Here is a 16,071-nt window from a genome sequence, read left to right on the forward strand (position 1 = left end):
TCATTAAACGGCGATCAATGAGAATATATTGTTGAATAATTTTCAAAAGTTGTTGAGAAAGATTGAATTATGTAAAATAGCAGACGACTGCTTTTGTAGAGTACTTGTGAAATGCTACGAAAGTGGTATTGCTGGTAAAGGTTATTTGAAACTGATTAAAAAATTATAGTGTTTTACTTTCTGAACGGATTTTTTGTACCTGTAAGATATTGTTCTGGATATCCTGCATAATCCATCTTGCCCACCAGCTGGCGTAGAAGTTAAAAGTGGTTTTTAATTCGAAGTAGCTGTATAAATGTAAGCGGTATTGATTGATGCCCAGTTGCTCGAGTTCATAAGTACCGTTTAATACATCAAAGTAATCGCCTCCTATGACGATGTGTTTGTCTAATGTTGTGGAAGGTATCTCATGTGGATTGGCAGTAATGCTGAATGACATTTTTTTCTGATGAATGTACTGAGTCACTTTTTCATGAAAAACGAGCCCGTTGGTAAAGATCGCTTCTCTGTAACCGCCTACCTCTTCATGGTCAAGTTCGGCTTTTACAGGACGTGGAAATTGTAAAAAACGCGTGAGATATCCTTTATCCATTTCTTCCGGAATTTCATGTACTCTTGTTACATTGTTCCATATTTTTTCGGCTGGAGCATCAATATCAATATAGGTATATGCCTGGTAAGTACCAGGAATTACTTTAATCATCTGTTCAAGAGGAGATATAAAGAAGGGTAGCAGGATTAATAATTGAACGGTTAGTTTTTCGTTTTTGCGCAAAGTGCGGATAAATCCGGCTATTAAACCACCGATTGAGGAGGATACTAAAAATATGGGAAGTATCATTACCCAGCAGGCCCATCCCTCCAGATTGATAAGCAGGGTGAGTACAAAAAATATTAGGATGGAAATCCAGGGATAAAGTATGCGGTATGAAATTTTTTTTATTTTTTCTTCGCTCGACCAGTTAATGGCTATTACACCAATAGCTACAGGTATTAGCCCGATAAATGTAATTCCCATCAGGTTGTATAACTCTAAACTGATATCCAGATTGAATAATACTCTTGCGATTAATGCATAAACAACGGGTAGTACTATAGTAAAGAGAATGGTGTAAAATGTTGACTTTTTCATGAGCATGCAATTCACTGTTGGCAATGGATGAGACAATAGTTAATCGGTTTCTATTACTTTTTTTATTGATTCGAGCATTGAGTTGATATGCGTCTGAAAAATCTGTTGCTCGATAATGGTGGGAATGTTTTCTCTTGTATAATTTAAATAGACTCCTCCTTCCTGCTCAGTTAACTGATAAGTAACTTCCGAATAGTTTTCCGGAGCGTCAGCATCTCCACCCATTCCACTCCAATAACTATATTTTAATAACGTATAGGGGTGATAAGTTAATACTACACCTTTATTTACAAAAGGTGTTCCGTGCATGTCTCCTTCCCACGTAATTGCACTGCCGGCCTTCCAGTCTGTCTTTAAGGTTGACCCTAAATACCGTATGACTTTAGAAGGGTTGACGAGCGCATCCCATACTTCTTCCACACTTCTGGTAATCAGAATGTTGCCCTGAACCGTTGAACTTGACATGATCTTTGTGTTTAACTTAGTGGAATATAGTAAAGATCATAGAGTTTTTTATAAAAGTGTAAGTATATTTTTTTTCAGAATATTTACCGATTCGGTCATTTCTTCTATACTCAGATGCCCGAAACCTATACGCATTGCTGTAATGTGTTTATTCTGATATAAAATGTTTTTGGGAATAAACAAGTTGTCTTTGGCAGAGGCCTGTGAGAGTTTTAACAAGGATAATGGAAAATGCCATTCCGTCCAGACGGCTAAGCCGCCCGAGGGTTTTCTGTAACTGATAAGGTCTTTAAAGTGTTCGTCCAGTAATGTACAAATGTTGTTACGCCGTTCACGGTAGATCGTCAGTGATTTTTTCAGATGCCGGTGTATATTTCCTTCTTCGATCATTTCTCCCAACACCTGTTCCATCAGAATATCACCCTGCTGATCAATAATGCCCATGTATTTTCTGAGTTCAGTAATCAGGTTGTCAGGAGCTACAACAAAACCGGTTTTAAAACCCGGAGCCAATGATTTACCGAATGATCCGAGATAAATAACCATTCCTTCCACGTCTCCGCTTGCCAGCGGCATTATTGCCGAGCGCTCATATTGAAAGTCAAAATCAAAGTCATCCTCGATAATGGCAAATCCATATTGTTTGGCGAGCTGTAATAACGCCACCCTGCGCGAAGCACTTAAGTTTACAGTAGTGGGATAGTGATGATGCGGAGTAATATATATACACCTGATCTTCTTTTTTTGTACTAACTGTTTTATAGAATCAATACAGATACCTTCATGGTCTACAGGAATGGTTTGCAAACTTGCACCCGCCTGCTGAAAAATCATGTTTGCAGTAAATAAGCTCAATTCGCCTACTAATACTATATCACCCGGATTAATCAGTACCTGTGCAATAATGTATAAACTCATTTCTGTACTGCGGGTAATAAGTATGTTTTGTTTGGATATATGTAATCCACGTGATAAATTCAGATAATTTCCTAATTGAGTTCTGAAATATTCACTACCCTCGCGGTTGGAAGTACTTAATTTTTTTCGATTGATCTTTCTTTTTAAAGAGGCGGAATATAAACTCGACAAATTTTCTATTTGTGTGAGCCGGTAATCAGGTAAGCCGTCGTTAAAACTGTATACGCAATCAGAATGTTCAAACGGATCGTCCAGTATATTCGACTGCTTAAATGAAAATCCGGTTTTCAACGGATATTTTGCCAGTGAAACAAGTTGATTGTAAGGCTTGGATGAGAATTTGGGAGCAGATTGGTAGATGATATAAGTTCCTTTGTTGGGCCTGATTTCTATCCAACCCTGCGCTTCCAGCTCGGTATAAACAGCAACGACTGTTTGCCGGTGAACTTTTAGCAAAGAAGATAAAGTTCTTGTGCCGGGTAACCTGGATCCTACCAACAAGTAACCACGCTGAATGGCATTGATCATTTGCTGGCTAATTTGCAGATAAACCGCCGTATTGCCGGCACGGTCGATTGTAATAAAACTTTCGAAAGGAATATTAACCGGACTAGTCATTTTGTTGAATCTGGACTATTTTGATGTGCCGGAAAGGTACGAGTTTTGCCCTAAAGTCAATTGAAAATATGTTTAGGAAATTATGTGTGCTGACTCTTTTAGGGAGTCCTTTTTTCGCCCGGGCCCAGGATACGGCCACTTTAGGAGAAGTGATTATTTCAGAAAGCAGAATGCAGATTCCTTTTAATAAGAATGTCCGCAATATTCAGATTATCACCAAAGAAGAAATTGCCCGCTTGTCTGTTAGAAGTATCAATGAAGTATTGAGTTTTATAGCCGGTGTTGATTTACGTCAACGCGGTCCGTTTGGTTCACAGGCCGATGTAAGTATTGACGGCGGATCTTTTGAACAGACACTCCTCTTGTTGAATGGAATTAAAATATCAGATCCTCAAACTGCTCACCATTCTTTGAATATTCCAATTCCATTGGATGCTATCGAACGCATTGAAGTATTAAAAGGACCTGCCGCACGCGTATATGGTATCAATGCCCTCACCGGTGCAATTAATATCGTTACTAAAACACCTCAGTCGAACGGATTGGATGTAAATGTTTATGCGGGGTCTTCTTTTAAAAACAAAGAAGCGGGAGATGGTACTGGAATTTACGGTGGCGGTGGAGCCCAATTAACAGGAACCATTGCTAAAGAAAATCATAATCACCTGTTCACACTGAGTAAAGATTATTATAACGGACAACGTTACAATAGTAAGTCAGATAATAACAGGCTCTTTTATCAGGGCCGCTATCAGTTGCATGAAAAACATCAACTCGATGTAACTGCTGGTTATACACACAATCAGTTTGGAGCGAATGGATTTTATGCGAGTCCGATCGATAAGGAATCTTATGAAGTAGTAGAAACGTCAGTTTTCAGTATTTCATCCAGCCATCAGATTACCGATAAGTTCAGACTGAGAGCCAGAATCAGTGACCGGTATAACGAAGATGATTATCGCTTTTACCGTGATGATTTAAGTCGCTCGAGATCGCTGCATTATAACAATGTGCTGGCGGGTGAGTTACATGCCGGTTTACAAACAGGTATTGGTGATTTCGGAATTGGAGTAGAAACAAGATATGAGTCTATCCAAAGTTCTAATATCGGTGATCGTAAAAGAAATAACCAGGGTTTTTATGCTGAGTATAAAACAGAAGCTATTAAAAATTTACTCTTAAATGTTGGTACTTATGTTAACTATAATTCACAATATGGCTGGCAGGCATTTCCCGGAGTTGATGTTGGTTATAGCATTACTAACCGTTTGAAATTGGGTGCAAATATCGGAACCAGTCAGCGTATTCCTTCATTTACAGACTTGTATTTGAACCAAGGTAGTGCCAATATCGGTAACGCTAACCTGGTTTCTGAAAATGCCTTCAGTTATGAGTTTAATGTGAAGTATCATACCAATGACGTTCAATTGCAAGCCGGTTATTTTAATAGAAATATCAGCGATTTTATAGATTGGATCAGAGAAACCACCGGAAATCCTTATCAACCTTTTAACTTAGGTGATTTTAAAATGCAGGGTTGGAATGTGCAGATCGCACAACGCATCAATTTCGGTCATCAGCATTTGTTCCGGTACAGACTGAGTTATAATTTTTTAAGTCCGAACGAAATGCAACTTCCGGCCGGTTATAATTCTAAATATCAGATTGAGAGTTTAAAGCATCAGTTTTTGTTGAATACAAATGTGCAGTTGGGTGCATGGAATGTTTCTTTGAATAACCGTTATATCAAAAGAGAGATTAATAAGGGATATTATCTGATGGACATTCGCGCCAGTTATCAATATAAAGCTTTCAACATCTATACAGACCTTACCAATGTACTGGATCAGGAATATGTAGAAACGGCTGCAGTACCAATGCCGGGCAGATGGGCTACTGTTGGAGTGAGATATCATTTTGGTAAGTAGAGTAGTATTTTTTACCATTAAGAAATTAAGAAGCTTCTACCGCTTCGTTTTGATTTGTTCTATCTGTTAATTGCAATTTAAACATGAAGGTAATGAAGCTAAAAAGCGAATGAAGGATTCTGTCCATCAATGAACCATCAGCGTATTTGTTGCCGAAGTAACAACGTTACTTCCTCTTCATTTCTTCATTTCCTTCATGTTTACATTCTGATTAACCAATTGAAACTATCAAATTGTCGTGAGTATATTTTTATTAATTTTCTTAATGGTTCAACTACTCTTTTCTGGTATAATTCATCACCATTTTCTGCATTCTCCTGATAATACGGTCACGCAAAAGTCGTGGAGCCATTACTTTCATCGATTCTCCAAATCCCAGAATTTCGCGTTCGAGTTCGAAGTTGGGAATAACATCTATCCTGAACCATACAGATCCGTCTTCTTCTGCTTTAATAATTTGTTGTGAATGATGTAAAGGTTTTGTTTCTACATAAGGAGCATTTTTCGCATCCACCAACAGTATCACTTTTTGCGGCCGGTCTTTTTCAGACTTGGTTACGCCAATCAGATCAGAATAGTAACGGTCAAACGAAACACCTTTATAAGGTTTAAAATCCTTTTTAGACATTTCATGTACTTCCTGAATACGATCAAGTGCAAGTGTCAGTAAGGTTTGATTTCGATTGTTCCGGCAAATAAGAAACCACCGGTTTCTGTATTCTTTCAGTAAATACGGGTGATAAATATCCTGTGTCGGACTTTGGCTTTTAAATGATTTGTATTTTATCAATACCGGTATTTCTTCCCTGATGGCTTTATGCAAAACCGGAATACATTTCAACCCATGTACCAGCGGGTTTTCTTCAATCTGAATACTGATTTTTGATTCATCCTGATAATGGGTAACGTTTGCTTCTAACCTTGCGATCAGGTCATTCATCTCTTCAAAGTAAGAAAAACCATTAAAGTATTTAAGGATGCCGATAGCGTCTTTCATTTTCTCCACATCATTGAGCGACAAGGGAGATTGTGTAATGCTATAGGCGGGGTCGCTATATTCGTAATACTTCTTGTCTTTAATAACAATTGGTGCTCCATAACCGAGATTAGCATCCCGCATAAACTGAATATCATATTGTATGGTTCTTTTGCTGATAGAGGTAATTCCCTCCCGTTCATAAAGCTCTTCTGCTACTTTATTTACCAGGTTGTCTAAAGTCCATTTGCGATTTCTTCTGCGCAGGCAATTGTCGATAATTTTATAGCGCATCAACGCTAATTTATTACTGGCCATAGAGTTCTAAAGTAGTGATTATTTTATTTTCTGCGCAATCAATTTGCGTAGAAAATGAATGAGTATAATTTTTTTAATTATATTTTATTGATATTCACGTATATATGATTGTTCAAGTTTTTTTGTAAAAAATATCTATTACGCAATCGTATTGCGTACTTGTAGATGCATTTTTGCATAGAACAACAGCAATATACTGTTGTTTCAGGCTGATAGTTTTTCATACTGTTTTTTAAAGCAGAATAGTATTGCCCGGTTGGTTACAATATTCTATTTGAAAAGGAGGTCAGCTCCGGTATACGTGTTGCAGGTTCGAGTCCTGCCTCTTTGTAAAAAGAGTATCTCAATTGGTAGAGAAGTATTGATTATCACAAACGAAAAGCTTTTTGAACCGTGCTTTGTGAATTTTATTTCACCATTGGTTCATCCTTAGCAGCAAAGAACAAATGATGAAAAGATGCGTTTCATGATTCCTTCTTTATTCCGGAACACTGGTGAGCACCGTTTGAAAAGCTTATTTAAACAAAACTGATTTTATGAAAAGAATTAAAATTAATAAACACGAGATAGGATTAGTCATTAAAGACAGGGCCTATGTTCGGATTTTAAAGGAAGGGAAATATTGGATTTTTAATGAAGAGGTATCTATTTTTAACAGATTCTCAGAATTTACTTTAGACCTTTGGATTGACCAGCTAATGCTGGTAGACGGTTTCAGGGAAGAAGTTGAAATGGTAGATGTTCCGTTGAATCATCTGGCACTGGTTTTTGTAGATCAAAAGTTAACCTATGTGTATACCGCAGGTAAACATGCGGTTTGGAAATCAAACCTGCCTGTTCGCGTTCAATATGAAAGTATTGCAGACTATCATATCGGCGAATCAGTAGAACGTGAATTGTTAAATGTTGTGCCTCTAAAAAATTACATTCGTGAACTGGATATCGCAGCACATGAAAAAGCAGTTTTACTGGTTGACGGAAAAATGATGGGTCTGTTAGATGCCGGAATATATACCTATTGGAAAAATATCAATAAAATAGAAGTGAAGCGTGTGGATATGCGGGTTCGAAACATTGAATTGACAGGACAAGAACTGTTAACCAAAGATAAGGCACAGATTCGCATGAACTTTGTAGCACAATATCAGGTAAGGGATGTGGAAAAGGCTTTATTGGAGAACAGCGATTACGAACGCCAGTTATATGTAATGTTACAAATTGCTTTGCGTAATTATATAGGCTTGCAAAGCCTGGATGAGTTGATGTTGAGTAAAGATCAGGTGAGCGAAGCTGTAAATGCCAGTATGGCATCAACTGGTGCAATGTTAGGCATTGAATTGTTACATTCAGGATGTAAAGATTTGATTTTACCGGGTGAAATCCGTGATATCATGAATCAGGTATTGGTAGCAGAGAAAAAAGCACAGGCAAATGTTATTACCCGCAGGGAAGAAACAGCTTCCACCCGAAGCTTACTAAATACTGCGAAATTACTGGAAGAAAATGCGATGTTGTACAAGTTGAAAGAGTTGGAATACGTGGAGCGGATGGCAGAAAAAATTTCAGAGGTTTCGCTGAATGGAAACGGTCAGTTATTAGACCAATTAAAAACCTTATTTGTAAAATAGTTATGGAAAGAATAAACGGAAATGATTTGTTGAATTTGGGTTATGACGAGAATAAAATGTTAGGAATCGCCCTGCAAATCAATAAAAAAAGAACCGGCTATACACGTCAGGAAATGTTAGATCATTATAAGGCAGTGTTAGAAAATCCTGAAGTGTATAAAGAGGATAAAGTATTTAAAACCTTAGCGGTTGCATTGTTAAATAAAGAAGAGTTATTGGCTAAAACAATTCCTTTACGTGAAACAGCAGAAACCTACCGTGTATATGGTGCTGAGCAGATTGAGCAGGGAGCTATCGACCAAATGAATACTGCAATGTTACTTCCTGTAACAGTTGCCGGCGCCTTAATGCCGGATGCTCATCAGGGGTATGGGTTGCCGATCGGAGGTGTATTAGCTACTAATAATGCAGTTATTCCTTATGGGGTGGGAGTTGATATCGGCTGCAGAATGGCCCTTTCAGTTTTTGATCTGCCTTCTGCATTGATTGAAACAAAACTTGATTGGTTAACCGACATTATTATCGATCACACTGCTTTTGGTGCCGGAAACGGATTTAGGGGAAAAGAAAAATCTGACCACAGCGTTTTAGAGAATCCGCTTTTTGCAGAACATGCTTTTATTAAAAACCTGAAAGATAAAGCATGGACTCAATTAGGTTCATCTGGCGGAGGAAACCACTTTGTTGAGTTTGGGATGATGCAATTTGCAGAAGATGATGAAGTGCTGGGAATTAAAAAAGGGGAATACCTTGCTTTGTTGACACACTCGGGTTCGAGAGGATTAGGAGCTACTATTGCTGATCATTATACCAGGCTGGCGAAACAAATTTGTGAATTGCCTTATAAAGCACAGAATCTTGCTTATCTGGATTTAAATTCGGAAGCCGGACAGGAATATTGGTTAGCAATGAACCTGGCAGGTGATTATGCCTCTGCAAATCATGAAATCATTCACGCAAAAATTACAAAGGCATTAGGTGCTGAAGTATTGGCGAAGGTAGAGAACCATCATAATTTTGCCTGGAAGGAAGTACTGAACGGAGAAGAAGTAATTGTTCACCGTAAAGGTGCTACTCCGGCCGGTAAGGGAGTGATGGGTATCATTCCTGGCTCTATGGCTACTCCGGGGTTTCTGGTAAGAGGAAGAGGAGAACCGGAAGCCATTCATTCTGCATCACACGGTGCCGGCCGGTTAATGAGCCGCACGCAGGCAATTAAAACCTATACCAGAGGAACTTTAAATAAAATATTGAAAGAAGAAGGAATCACCCTGATCGGTTCGGGAATGGATGAAGTGCCGATGGCTTATAAAGACATACATACTGTTATGGCCGAACAAAAAGATCTGGTAGATGTTGTGGCAACTTTCCATCCGAAGATTGTTAGAATGGCAGATGACGGAAGTAAGGAAGATTGATCAATGAACTGTGAAGAATTAGAAAATATGAATTTGAGTGTATCATTCTGAAATGCTTTTTAATATGAATCAACAAAACCCATTAATAAATCAAGTGTTCTTAATTTATTAATGGGTTTATATTATAGCGTCTCTTACTTTTCACTCTTCACATTCCATTCAAGAAATTATCTTTTTAACGGAACTTCTCTGTTCATTTCAAGAATGTCAACGTCGTTAATTTTAGAGTCTCCTAATAAATGTTCTGCAAAGTAATCAGCCATTTTCCAGAAGAAATATTCAGTCATGTTGCCGAAGCCGTGTGCCTGACCAGGTAATAATAAGAAATCAAAACGTTTATTGGCTTTAATCAAAGCTTCAGCCATTCTGATGGTGTTAGCAGGGTGAACATTGTTATCAACATCACCGGTTGCTAATAATAATTTACCTTTTAAGTTTTTAGCCAGCTCAGTATTTTTTTCGATTGCATAAGTAAAAGTAGTGTCGCCTTTAGCACTTACTACTTCTTTTACACCATGGTGTCTTTCACTCCACCAGCGATTATAGATATTATTTTCGTGATTACCTGCACCTGATACTGCTACTTTGTAGAAGTCAGGATAAACAAGCATTGCTGCAGTAGACATAAATCCACCACCTGAGTGTCCGGTAATACCTACTTTGTTGATATCGATAAATGAATAACGATTGGCTAATTGTTCAACTGTTACTTTTTTATCATCCAGGCCGTAATCTCTTAAATTACCATATCCATAAGTATGATACCATTTAGAACGCGCAGGGTGTCCGCCTCTGTTACCTACAGTTACTACTACAAATCCTACTTGTGCTAAACGATCGATACGATCCATACTACGACCAAAAGCTTTGTTTACTGACTCTGTTTGAGGGCCTGGATATACATACTCGATGATCGGATACTTTTTAGTTGAATCGAAATCAAATGGTTTGTACATTACGCCATACAAGTCTGTAACACCGTCACCGGCTTTTACTTTGAACGGTTCCGGAAATTTGTATCCTGCAGCAAAAAGAAGTGATAAATCAGCCTCTTCCAGTTTCATGATTAACTGTCCTGCTGAATTATAAAGAGCAGATGCCGGAACTGTATTTACTCTTGAATAGTTGTCAATGAAAAATTTACCGCTTTCGCTTACAGAAACCTGGTGATCAAAGTTGCCTTTATTTAACAACTTCGGTTCTCCACCTTTGTACGACAGTGAATAATGGTGTACATAATACGGGTCTTCATTCTCTTCTTTTCCGTTTGCGGTGAAAGTGAATGTTTGTGTAGCATCATCGTGACCGGTAATTCTTTCTGTGTTATAAGAACCTCTGGTTAACTGGCCCACCAGACTTCCGTCTGCATTGTAAAGGTAATAATGTCCCCAACCGTCTCTTTGCGACCAATGGATGAATTGTTTACCATTATTGATGAAGTAAGGTGCGTTGATATCTAAGTATACATTTGAACGCTCTTCAACCACTGTTCTTACTTTACCGTCAGTGCTGATAGCAATAATGTCAATTCTCTTTAAATCTCTGCTTGCTCTTTGTGCGTAGAATTCGTTATTTGTACCTAACCAATACCAGATAGGAATTTTTCCAACGTAAGAATCTTTTTTGAAAGGCTTACGGAAGCTTCCGATAGTTTGGTTTTTGAAGGCACCCACATCTATTCTTTTAAAGCTATTGCCTGCTACATTATAAATATAGAATTCTATTTCAGTTGAATCAGACTCTCCCGGCATTTGATATTTGTAGGTTTCTAATGAAGGCCTTTTGCTACCTACATTATTGATTACCCATAATGGGCTCAAATGACGGCTGTCTTTTCTGGTAATGGTAAAATGTTTACCGTCAGGAGACCAGGTTACGCCGATACCTTTTCTTTTTTTGGTTTCATCTTCGGTATTGTCGCCGCCGGTAGTGATGCTGTAAGAGTCACCGCCCCATGCGTAGTTAAGAATACCGTCGGTGGTAATCTGATGTTCTATGATCGTACTGTCTTTTTCGTCTTTTAAAGCTTTTTCATAGTTTACTTTATCCATCCAATACAAATTATAATTCTTAGCGAAATATACTTTTGATGTATCCGGGTTAAAAGTTGCCCAGCTGGCGTGGCGACGATCTTTCAAAGAATCAGCAATTTCTCTGAGTTCACGTGTAGCAATATTATACTCTAAGTAGTAAGTTTTCTTTTTAATCGTATCGCTTTTGTTTTTCAGTTTTTCTATTTCTTCTTTGGTTTTAACAGTGTCTTTGGTGCTACGCACTTCAAAACGGATGCTTTTTTCATCATCAGTAAAAGTCAACCCATTAATCTCTAAATGTTGTGCATCAAAAGGGTTTTTTACGATATTGGTGATTTTAGCAGCAAGATCGGCATTGTCGAAAAGCGATTGTTTTGTTTTCGCAGCCGGATTTACTAAATACCAGTTTTTTCCTGCCGGTGTAGAATATACATACCAGAATTTGTCACCGTTGTTAATCCAGTTAGGAGAAACGGCAGTAGAGAAAATCAGGTTTTGCAGTTTGGTAGGGGAAAATTTAGAGGCCTGGTGGTAGTTGGCTTTTACTTCAGAGCCATTATTTTGTGCCACTAAGCCCATACTTAATAATAAGAACGTGCTTACAAGTAGGTGCTTCATGAAAAATGATAATTTTGGTTGATGAAATCTAAAAATAGACAAAAAAGAACAATTCCTTTTACCTCTTTTACAAGCGGTATCGAATAAAGGATACCTGAATCTGCTTATTTCCTTCTAAATATATTTTCGTGTTTCTGCTAACCGCACTAAGGCATTGAATCAGGTTGCAGACCAGCTGCAGGTATTTTTTTCTTCATTAGCGGTAACTGGGTATTTGTGAGATGTATTCTTATCATGATCTTTTCTTCATTTTTTTGTCAGAAATCAAATCTGTGTTATCGATTAAAAACTTTTAGATACATCAATTGTTATCATATTTTAAGTGTAGGAACGCTTTATTCACTATAAATCATTAGCATATGAAGTTTAGAAGAGCTGAAATGAAAGATGCCGGAATGCTTGCAGAGTTTATGTTGCTGGCAATGAAGGATATCGTATATAAGTTTATCGGCAAAGAGGATGATAAAGAAGCACTTCGTTTTATGACTCATTTTACTGCTCAGGAGAATAATCAATATTCTTTTAATAATTGTTGGGTAGTTGAATTGTCGGGAGATCCGGTAGCTGTTGCGAATGTGTATAATGGTGCAGACCTGATCTCACTGCGTCAGCCTGTTTTGAATTATATTGCTGCAAACTATACTGAGCTGTCTTCGCTGGAAGAGGAAACTACGGCAGGAGAGTATTATCTTGACACGATTGCTGTTTCTCCGAAAGCACAGGGTAAAGGCGTTGGTAGCAAATTATTACAGTCATTGATCAGCCATTTTGTAGCAGAAAAGCAGGCTGTGCTCGGACTATTGGTAGACGATGACAATCCGAATGCCCGGAAACTGTATGAGAAAATGGGCTTTCAATTTGTGCAGGCTAAAAAGCTGGTCGGAAAATCATTGGCGCATCTCCAGTATCATCCTGATTATCTTGTAAAATTATAAATCTTGTTTATGTATAACAGAATTGCATCTTTTGCGCTGGTGGTGAAAGATTATGATGAAGCAATCGATTTTTATGTGAATAAGCTTGGATTTGATTTGATTGAAGATACCGTGTTATCTCCTGCAAAAAGATGGGTTCAGGTAGCTCCGAAAGGTGCAAAGGAATGTACCATCTTATTAGCAAAGGCATCCTCAGAAATACAAGAGAAGTGTATCGGTCACCAAACCGGGGGAAGGGTAGGGTTTTTTATGTTTACCGATGATTTTGATCGTGAGTATACCCGTATTACCCAAAATGGCGTTGAAATTGTTCGGCCACCGGTAACGGAAACTCATGGTAAAGTAGCCGTTTTTAAGGATTTGTACGGAAATCAATGGGATCTCATCGAACCTACAGTTGTTAATAAAGGATTATCTATAGCTCCGTGACTTTAATTACTTCAAACGAATACGGCAATTAAATTATATTTGCAGGCTCCGTTAAAGGAGACAATTTTATGTTGTATTCCATCTTCGATCTGAAACAAAAGATTAATTATAAAAACGAAATTTTAGCCGGTTTAACCGTTGCAATGACAATGATTCCGGAATCATTGTCATTTGCTATTGTAGCCGGTTTACCTCCCCTCACCGGTTTGTATGCCGCATTTATTATGGGGATTGTGACAGCCATTTTAGGGGGGCGTCCCGGTATGGTTTCCGGTGGTGCAGGTGCTACCATTGTTACTATGGTAGCTTTAATCGCCACACACGGTATTCAGTACTTATTTGCTGCCGTTATTTTGGCCGGCACTATTCAGATATTAGTAGGCGTGTTGAAGTGGGGAAAGTTTATCCGCCTCATTCCACAACCAGTAATGTATGGTTTCCTGAACGGATTGGCTGTAATCATCTTTATGTCGCAGATAAGTCAGTTCAAAAATACATCCGGCGATTGGTTAACCGGAACTCCTTTGCTGATAATGGCAGGATTAACTTTGTTGACGATATTGATCGTGCACTTTTTTCCTAAAATTACTAAAGCGGTACCGGCTTCACTGGTGGCAATTCTTGTAGTGTTCGGAGTAGTAATCGGACTGGGTATTGAAACTAAAAAAGTAATCGATATTGCCGGCATCAGCGGCAGCTTACCTTCATTCAGTATTCCTTCTATTCCTTTTACATTTGAGACCTTACAAATTATTTTTCCTTACGCGTTGGTAATGGCAGGTGTGGGTTTAATTGAATCATTACTTACTTTATCAATGGTAGACGAAATCACTGAAACAAGAGGTAATACGAATCGTGAATCAGTGGCACAGGGAACAGCCAATATCTTCAATGGATTTTTCGGTGGTATGGGCGGCTGTGCAATGGTTGCACAAACTCTGGTAAACCTGAATGCCGGATCCAGGGCAAGGCTATCGGCAATCGTCGGAGCGCTTACCATTTTATTTATTATACTCGTAGGTGCACCCGTTATAGAACAAATTCCGATGGCTGCGTTAGTAGGAGTGATGATGGTGGTATCTCTCAGCACGTTTCAATGGATATCTTTCAGGATTACGAACAAAATGCCGAAGTCGGATATTATTGTGGGTGTTACTGTAGCATTAATTACAATCGTATTACATAACCTGGCTCTCGCTGTATTGATAGGGGTGGTAATTGCTGCGCTGGTTTTTGCCTGGGACAATGCAAAAAGGATTCGTGCAAAAAAAACAATAGATGATAAAGGTCGTAAAGTGTATTCCATCTACGGACCTTTATTTTTCGGTTCAACAACAGCTTTTTTAGAAAAGTTTTCGCCCAAAGAAGACCCTGATGAAATCGTTATTGATTTTAAAGAAAGCAGGGTGGTAGATATGAGTGCACTGGATGCATTACATAAAATCACTGCAAAATATATAAAGGAAAATAAAAAAGTGACTTTAATCAATCTGAGTCGTGACTCTATGCGTCTTATTCATACAGCCAAAGAGGTGATTCAGGTAAATATAGAAGAAATCAAATCATAATATATGTTATTTAACGTATGCAAAATGTTTGGTTAACGGTTTCTGAGATTGATGAAATTTAGGTAAATTGAAAATAAAATGTCTATTCAGTTATTAAATCCGACAGATGAACATTTTGAACTGATTGACGATTTGATACAGGCTGCATTTGACAGAAAGGCGGAGGCCGAATTAGTTCGAAAATTAAGACTGAACTCAAATGTTTACGATCCGTTATTAGAGTATCTCATACTTTCGAATAACACACCTGTTGCACATATTCTATATACACATAATAGAATTATACAGGGAGATTTTGTTCATTCAGTTTTAGTAATGGCACCTGTTTCGGTACATCCTGCTTTTCAAAGACAAGGCATCGGAACGAGAATTATTACAGAAACTTTACAGGATCTTGCCGATCGTAATTATGAAGCGGTTCTGGTATTAGGTCATGCTGGTTTTTATCCACGATTTGGATTTCAATCAAGTACTTTGTGGCAAATTGAAGCACCCTTTCCGGTACCGGAGGATGCATTCATGGCTTTAGAGTTGAGACCCGGATCATTAAGCAATAAATCGGGTGTGTTACAATATGCAGAAGAGTTTTATTCTACCGTAGCGTAAATAGTTGTAATAACAATAGTAAGCAGGCGAATGATGGTTTATGTAACTATCGTAACAGTACTTGCCGGATATTCAAGAAATACGAATAGGATTGATGAACATTAAATAGTTCAAGTGAAACCTGATTTTAGGCTCCATGCATTAACATCTTTGTATATATACGATAGTTACTGATATATTTGGTCAAAATGTGTTTCGATGCCGACCTATTATATCAATTCCAGACAACTGGTTTTTTCCAATAAACATGATGTACACATCAGAGCCTGTTATTTTTTTCCTACCGATTATGAATCTATAGGAGAATTCTTCCATTGTCAGCCCGCTTTAGAAAAAGCTACCAAACTCTTTCCCCGTTGGGAGGTGGTTCCCTGCCCGCACTGTTGCCAGGAATGTATTGGTACTTCTGAAAATTAAATGTTCCTGAACATTGTTTACATTTGATGTGAAAACTTTAGTTTATATCAAATTAGATTATTTC

Annotated in this window: 13 protein-coding genes; 8 read left to right on the forward strand and 5 right to left on the reverse strand. The window is 38.1% G+C overall.

The features are described 5' to 3' along the window. Nucleotides 1-163 precede the first annotated feature (163 nt). The 3 genes from D9O48_RS11475 to D9O48_RS11485 are packed head-to-tail and all read right to left on the reverse strand — an operon-like array spanning nucleotide 164 to nucleotide 3,133. The gene (locus tag D9O48_RS11475; protein WP_126973118.1) at nucleotides 164-1,132 is read right to left on the reverse strand and encodes an SRPBCC family protein; all 969 of its coding nucleotides are present in this window, start codon (nucleotides 1,130-1,132) and stop codon (nucleotides 164-166) included. A gap of 39 nt (nucleotides 1,133-1,171) precedes the next feature. Beyond that, nucleotides 1,172-1,597, reverse strand: coding sequence for an SRPBCC domain-containing protein (locus tag D9O48_RS11480; RefSeq protein WP_126973119.1), 426 nt, complete (start codon nucleotides 1,595-1,597; stop codon nucleotides 1,172-1,174). Between the two features lie 48 nt (nucleotides 1,598-1,645). Then, nucleotides 1,646-3,133: an aminotransferase-like domain-containing protein gene (locus tag D9O48_RS11485; RefSeq protein ID WP_126973120.1), complete on the reverse strand. Its 1,488-nt coding sequence runs from the start codon at nucleotides 3,131-3,133 to the stop codon at nucleotides 1,646-1,648. A gap of 68 nt (nucleotides 3,134-3,201) precedes the next feature. Between D9O48_RS11485 and D9O48_RS11490 the strand changes: the two genes are divergently transcribed. Continuing rightward, the gene (locus D9O48_RS11490; protein ID WP_158624876.1) at nucleotides 3,202-5,061 is read left to right on the forward strand and encodes a TonB-dependent receptor plug domain-containing protein; all 1,860 of its coding nucleotides are present in this window, start codon (nucleotides 3,202-3,204) and stop codon (nucleotides 5,059-5,061) included. Nucleotides 5,062-5,335: 274 nt separating this feature from the next. On the opposite strand, the gene D9O48_RS11495 is transcribed toward D9O48_RS11490, so the two are convergent. Next, on the reverse strand, nucleotides 5,336-6,355 hold the full coding sequence (locus D9O48_RS11495) for a helix-turn-helix transcriptional regulator (protein ID WP_126973122.1): 1,020 nt from the start codon (nucleotides 6,353-6,355) through the stop codon (nucleotides 5,336-5,338). Between the two features lie 536 nt (nucleotides 6,356-6,891). Between D9O48_RS11495 and D9O48_RS11500 the strand changes: the two genes are divergently transcribed. Together D9O48_RS11500 and D9O48_RS11505 are read left to right on the forward strand one after the other, a co-directional pair. Next, nucleotides 6,892-7,983 (forward strand): slipin family protein, encoded by a 1,092-nt coding sequence (locus D9O48_RS11500; RefSeq protein WP_126973123.1) that lies wholly within the window; start codon nucleotides 6,892-6,894, stop codon nucleotides 7,981-7,983. A 2-nt stretch (nucleotides 7,984-7,985) separates the two neighbouring features. Continuing rightward, the gene (locus D9O48_RS11505; RefSeq protein WP_126973124.1) at nucleotides 7,986-9,401 is read left to right on the forward strand and encodes an RtcB family protein; all 1,416 of its coding nucleotides are present in this window, start codon (nucleotides 7,986-7,988) and stop codon (nucleotides 9,399-9,401) included. Nucleotides 9,402-9,568: 167 nt separating this feature from the next. Here the strand turns inward: D9O48_RS11505 and D9O48_RS11510 are convergent, their stop codons facing one another. Continuing rightward, nucleotides 9,569-12,052 carry a S9 family peptidase gene (locus D9O48_RS11510; protein WP_126973125.1) on the reverse strand — a complete coding sequence of 828 codons (2,484 nt, stop codon included), beginning with the start codon at nucleotides 12,050-12,052 and terminating at the stop codon, nucleotides 9,569-9,571. 359 nt (nucleotides 12,053-12,411) lie between these two features. Between D9O48_RS11510 and D9O48_RS11515 the strand changes: the two genes are divergently transcribed. From D9O48_RS11515 to D9O48_RS11535, 5 genes are all read left to right on the forward strand, one after another. Next, on the forward strand, nucleotides 12,412-12,987 hold the full coding sequence (locus D9O48_RS11515; protein ID WP_126973126.1) for a GNAT family N-acetyltransferase: 576 nt from the start codon (nucleotides 12,412-12,414) through the stop codon (nucleotides 12,985-12,987). Between the two features lie 9 nt (nucleotides 12,988-12,996). Then, nucleotides 12,997-13,416 (forward strand): VOC family protein, encoded by a 420-nt coding sequence (locus D9O48_RS11520; RefSeq protein WP_126973127.1) that lies wholly within the window; start codon nucleotides 12,997-12,999, stop codon nucleotides 13,414-13,416. A 68-nt stretch (nucleotides 13,417-13,484) separates the two neighbouring features. Then, entirely contained in the window at nucleotides 13,485-14,984 is a 1,500-nt protein-coding gene (locus D9O48_RS11525; protein ID WP_126973128.1) for a SulP family inorganic anion transporter, read from the forward strand. A 78-nt stretch (nucleotides 14,985-15,062) separates the two neighbouring features. Then, nucleotides 15,063-15,590, forward strand: coding sequence for a GNAT family N-acetyltransferase (locus D9O48_RS11530; RefSeq protein ID WP_126973129.1), 528 nt, complete (start codon nucleotides 15,063-15,065; stop codon nucleotides 15,588-15,590). Between the two features lie 198 nt (nucleotides 15,591-15,788). Beyond that, on the forward strand, nucleotides 15,789-16,007 hold the full coding sequence (locus D9O48_RS11535) for a hypothetical protein (RefSeq protein WP_126973130.1): 219 nt from the start codon (nucleotides 15,789-15,791) through the stop codon (nucleotides 16,005-16,007). Nucleotides 16,008-16,071: the final 64 nt, after the last annotated feature.

It is taken from the genome of Gynurincola endophyticus (assembly GCF_003991195.1).
In the GTDB taxonomy this organism is placed as follows: Bacteria; Bacteroidota; Bacteroidia; order Chitinophagales; family Chitinophagaceae; genus Gynurincola; species Gynurincola endophyticus.

Excerpts from the sequence above, each read along its gene's own strand:
- D9O48_RS11525 (WP_126973128.1), top strand. The coding sequence starts at position 13,485 with ATGTTGTATTCCATCTTCGATCTGAAACAAAAGATTAATTATAAAAAC.
- D9O48_RS11530 (WP_126973129.1), top strand. The coding sequence starts at position 15,063 with ATGTCTATTCAGTTATTAAATCCGACAGATGAACATTTTGAACTGATT.
- D9O48_RS11495 (WP_126973122.1), bottom strand. The coding sequence starts at position 6,355 with ATGGCCAGTAATAAATTAGCGTTGATGCGCTATAAAATTATCGACAAT.
- D9O48_RS11505 (WP_126973124.1), top strand. The coding sequence starts at position 7,986 with ATGGAAAGAATAAACGGAAATGATTTGTTGAATTTGGGTTATGACGAG.
- D9O48_RS11510 (WP_126973125.1), bottom strand. The coding sequence starts at position 12,052 with ATGAAGCACCTACTTGTAAGCACGTTCTTATTATTAAGTATGGGCTTA.
- D9O48_RS11515 (WP_126973126.1), top strand. The coding sequence starts at position 12,412 with ATGAAGTTTAGAAGAGCTGAAATGAAAGATGCCGGAATGCTTGCAGAG.
- D9O48_RS11490 (WP_158624876.1), top strand. The coding sequence starts at position 3,202 with ATGTTTAGGAAATTATGTGTGCTGACTCTTTTAGGGAGTCCTTTTTTC.
- D9O48_RS11475 (WP_126973118.1), bottom strand. The coding sequence starts at position 1,132 with ATGAAAAAGTCAACATTTTACACCATTCTCTTTACTATAGTACTACCC.
- D9O48_RS11535 (WP_126973130.1), top strand. The coding sequence starts at position 15,789 with ATGCCGACCTATTATATCAATTCCAGACAACTGGTTTTTTCCAATAAA.
- D9O48_RS11500 (WP_126973123.1), top strand. The coding sequence starts at position 6,892 with ATGAAAAGAATTAAAATTAATAAACACGAGATAGGATTAGTCATTAAA.
- D9O48_RS11485 (WP_126973120.1), bottom strand. The coding sequence starts at position 3,133 with ATGACTAGTCCGGTTAATATTCCTTTCGAAAGTTTTATTACAATCGAC.
- D9O48_RS11480 (WP_126973119.1), bottom strand. The coding sequence starts at position 1,597 with ATGTCAAGTTCAACGGTTCAGGGCAACATTCTGATTACCAGAAGTGTG.
- D9O48_RS11520 (WP_126973127.1), top strand. The coding sequence starts at position 12,997 with ATGTATAACAGAATTGCATCTTTTGCGCTGGTGGTGAAAGATTATGAT.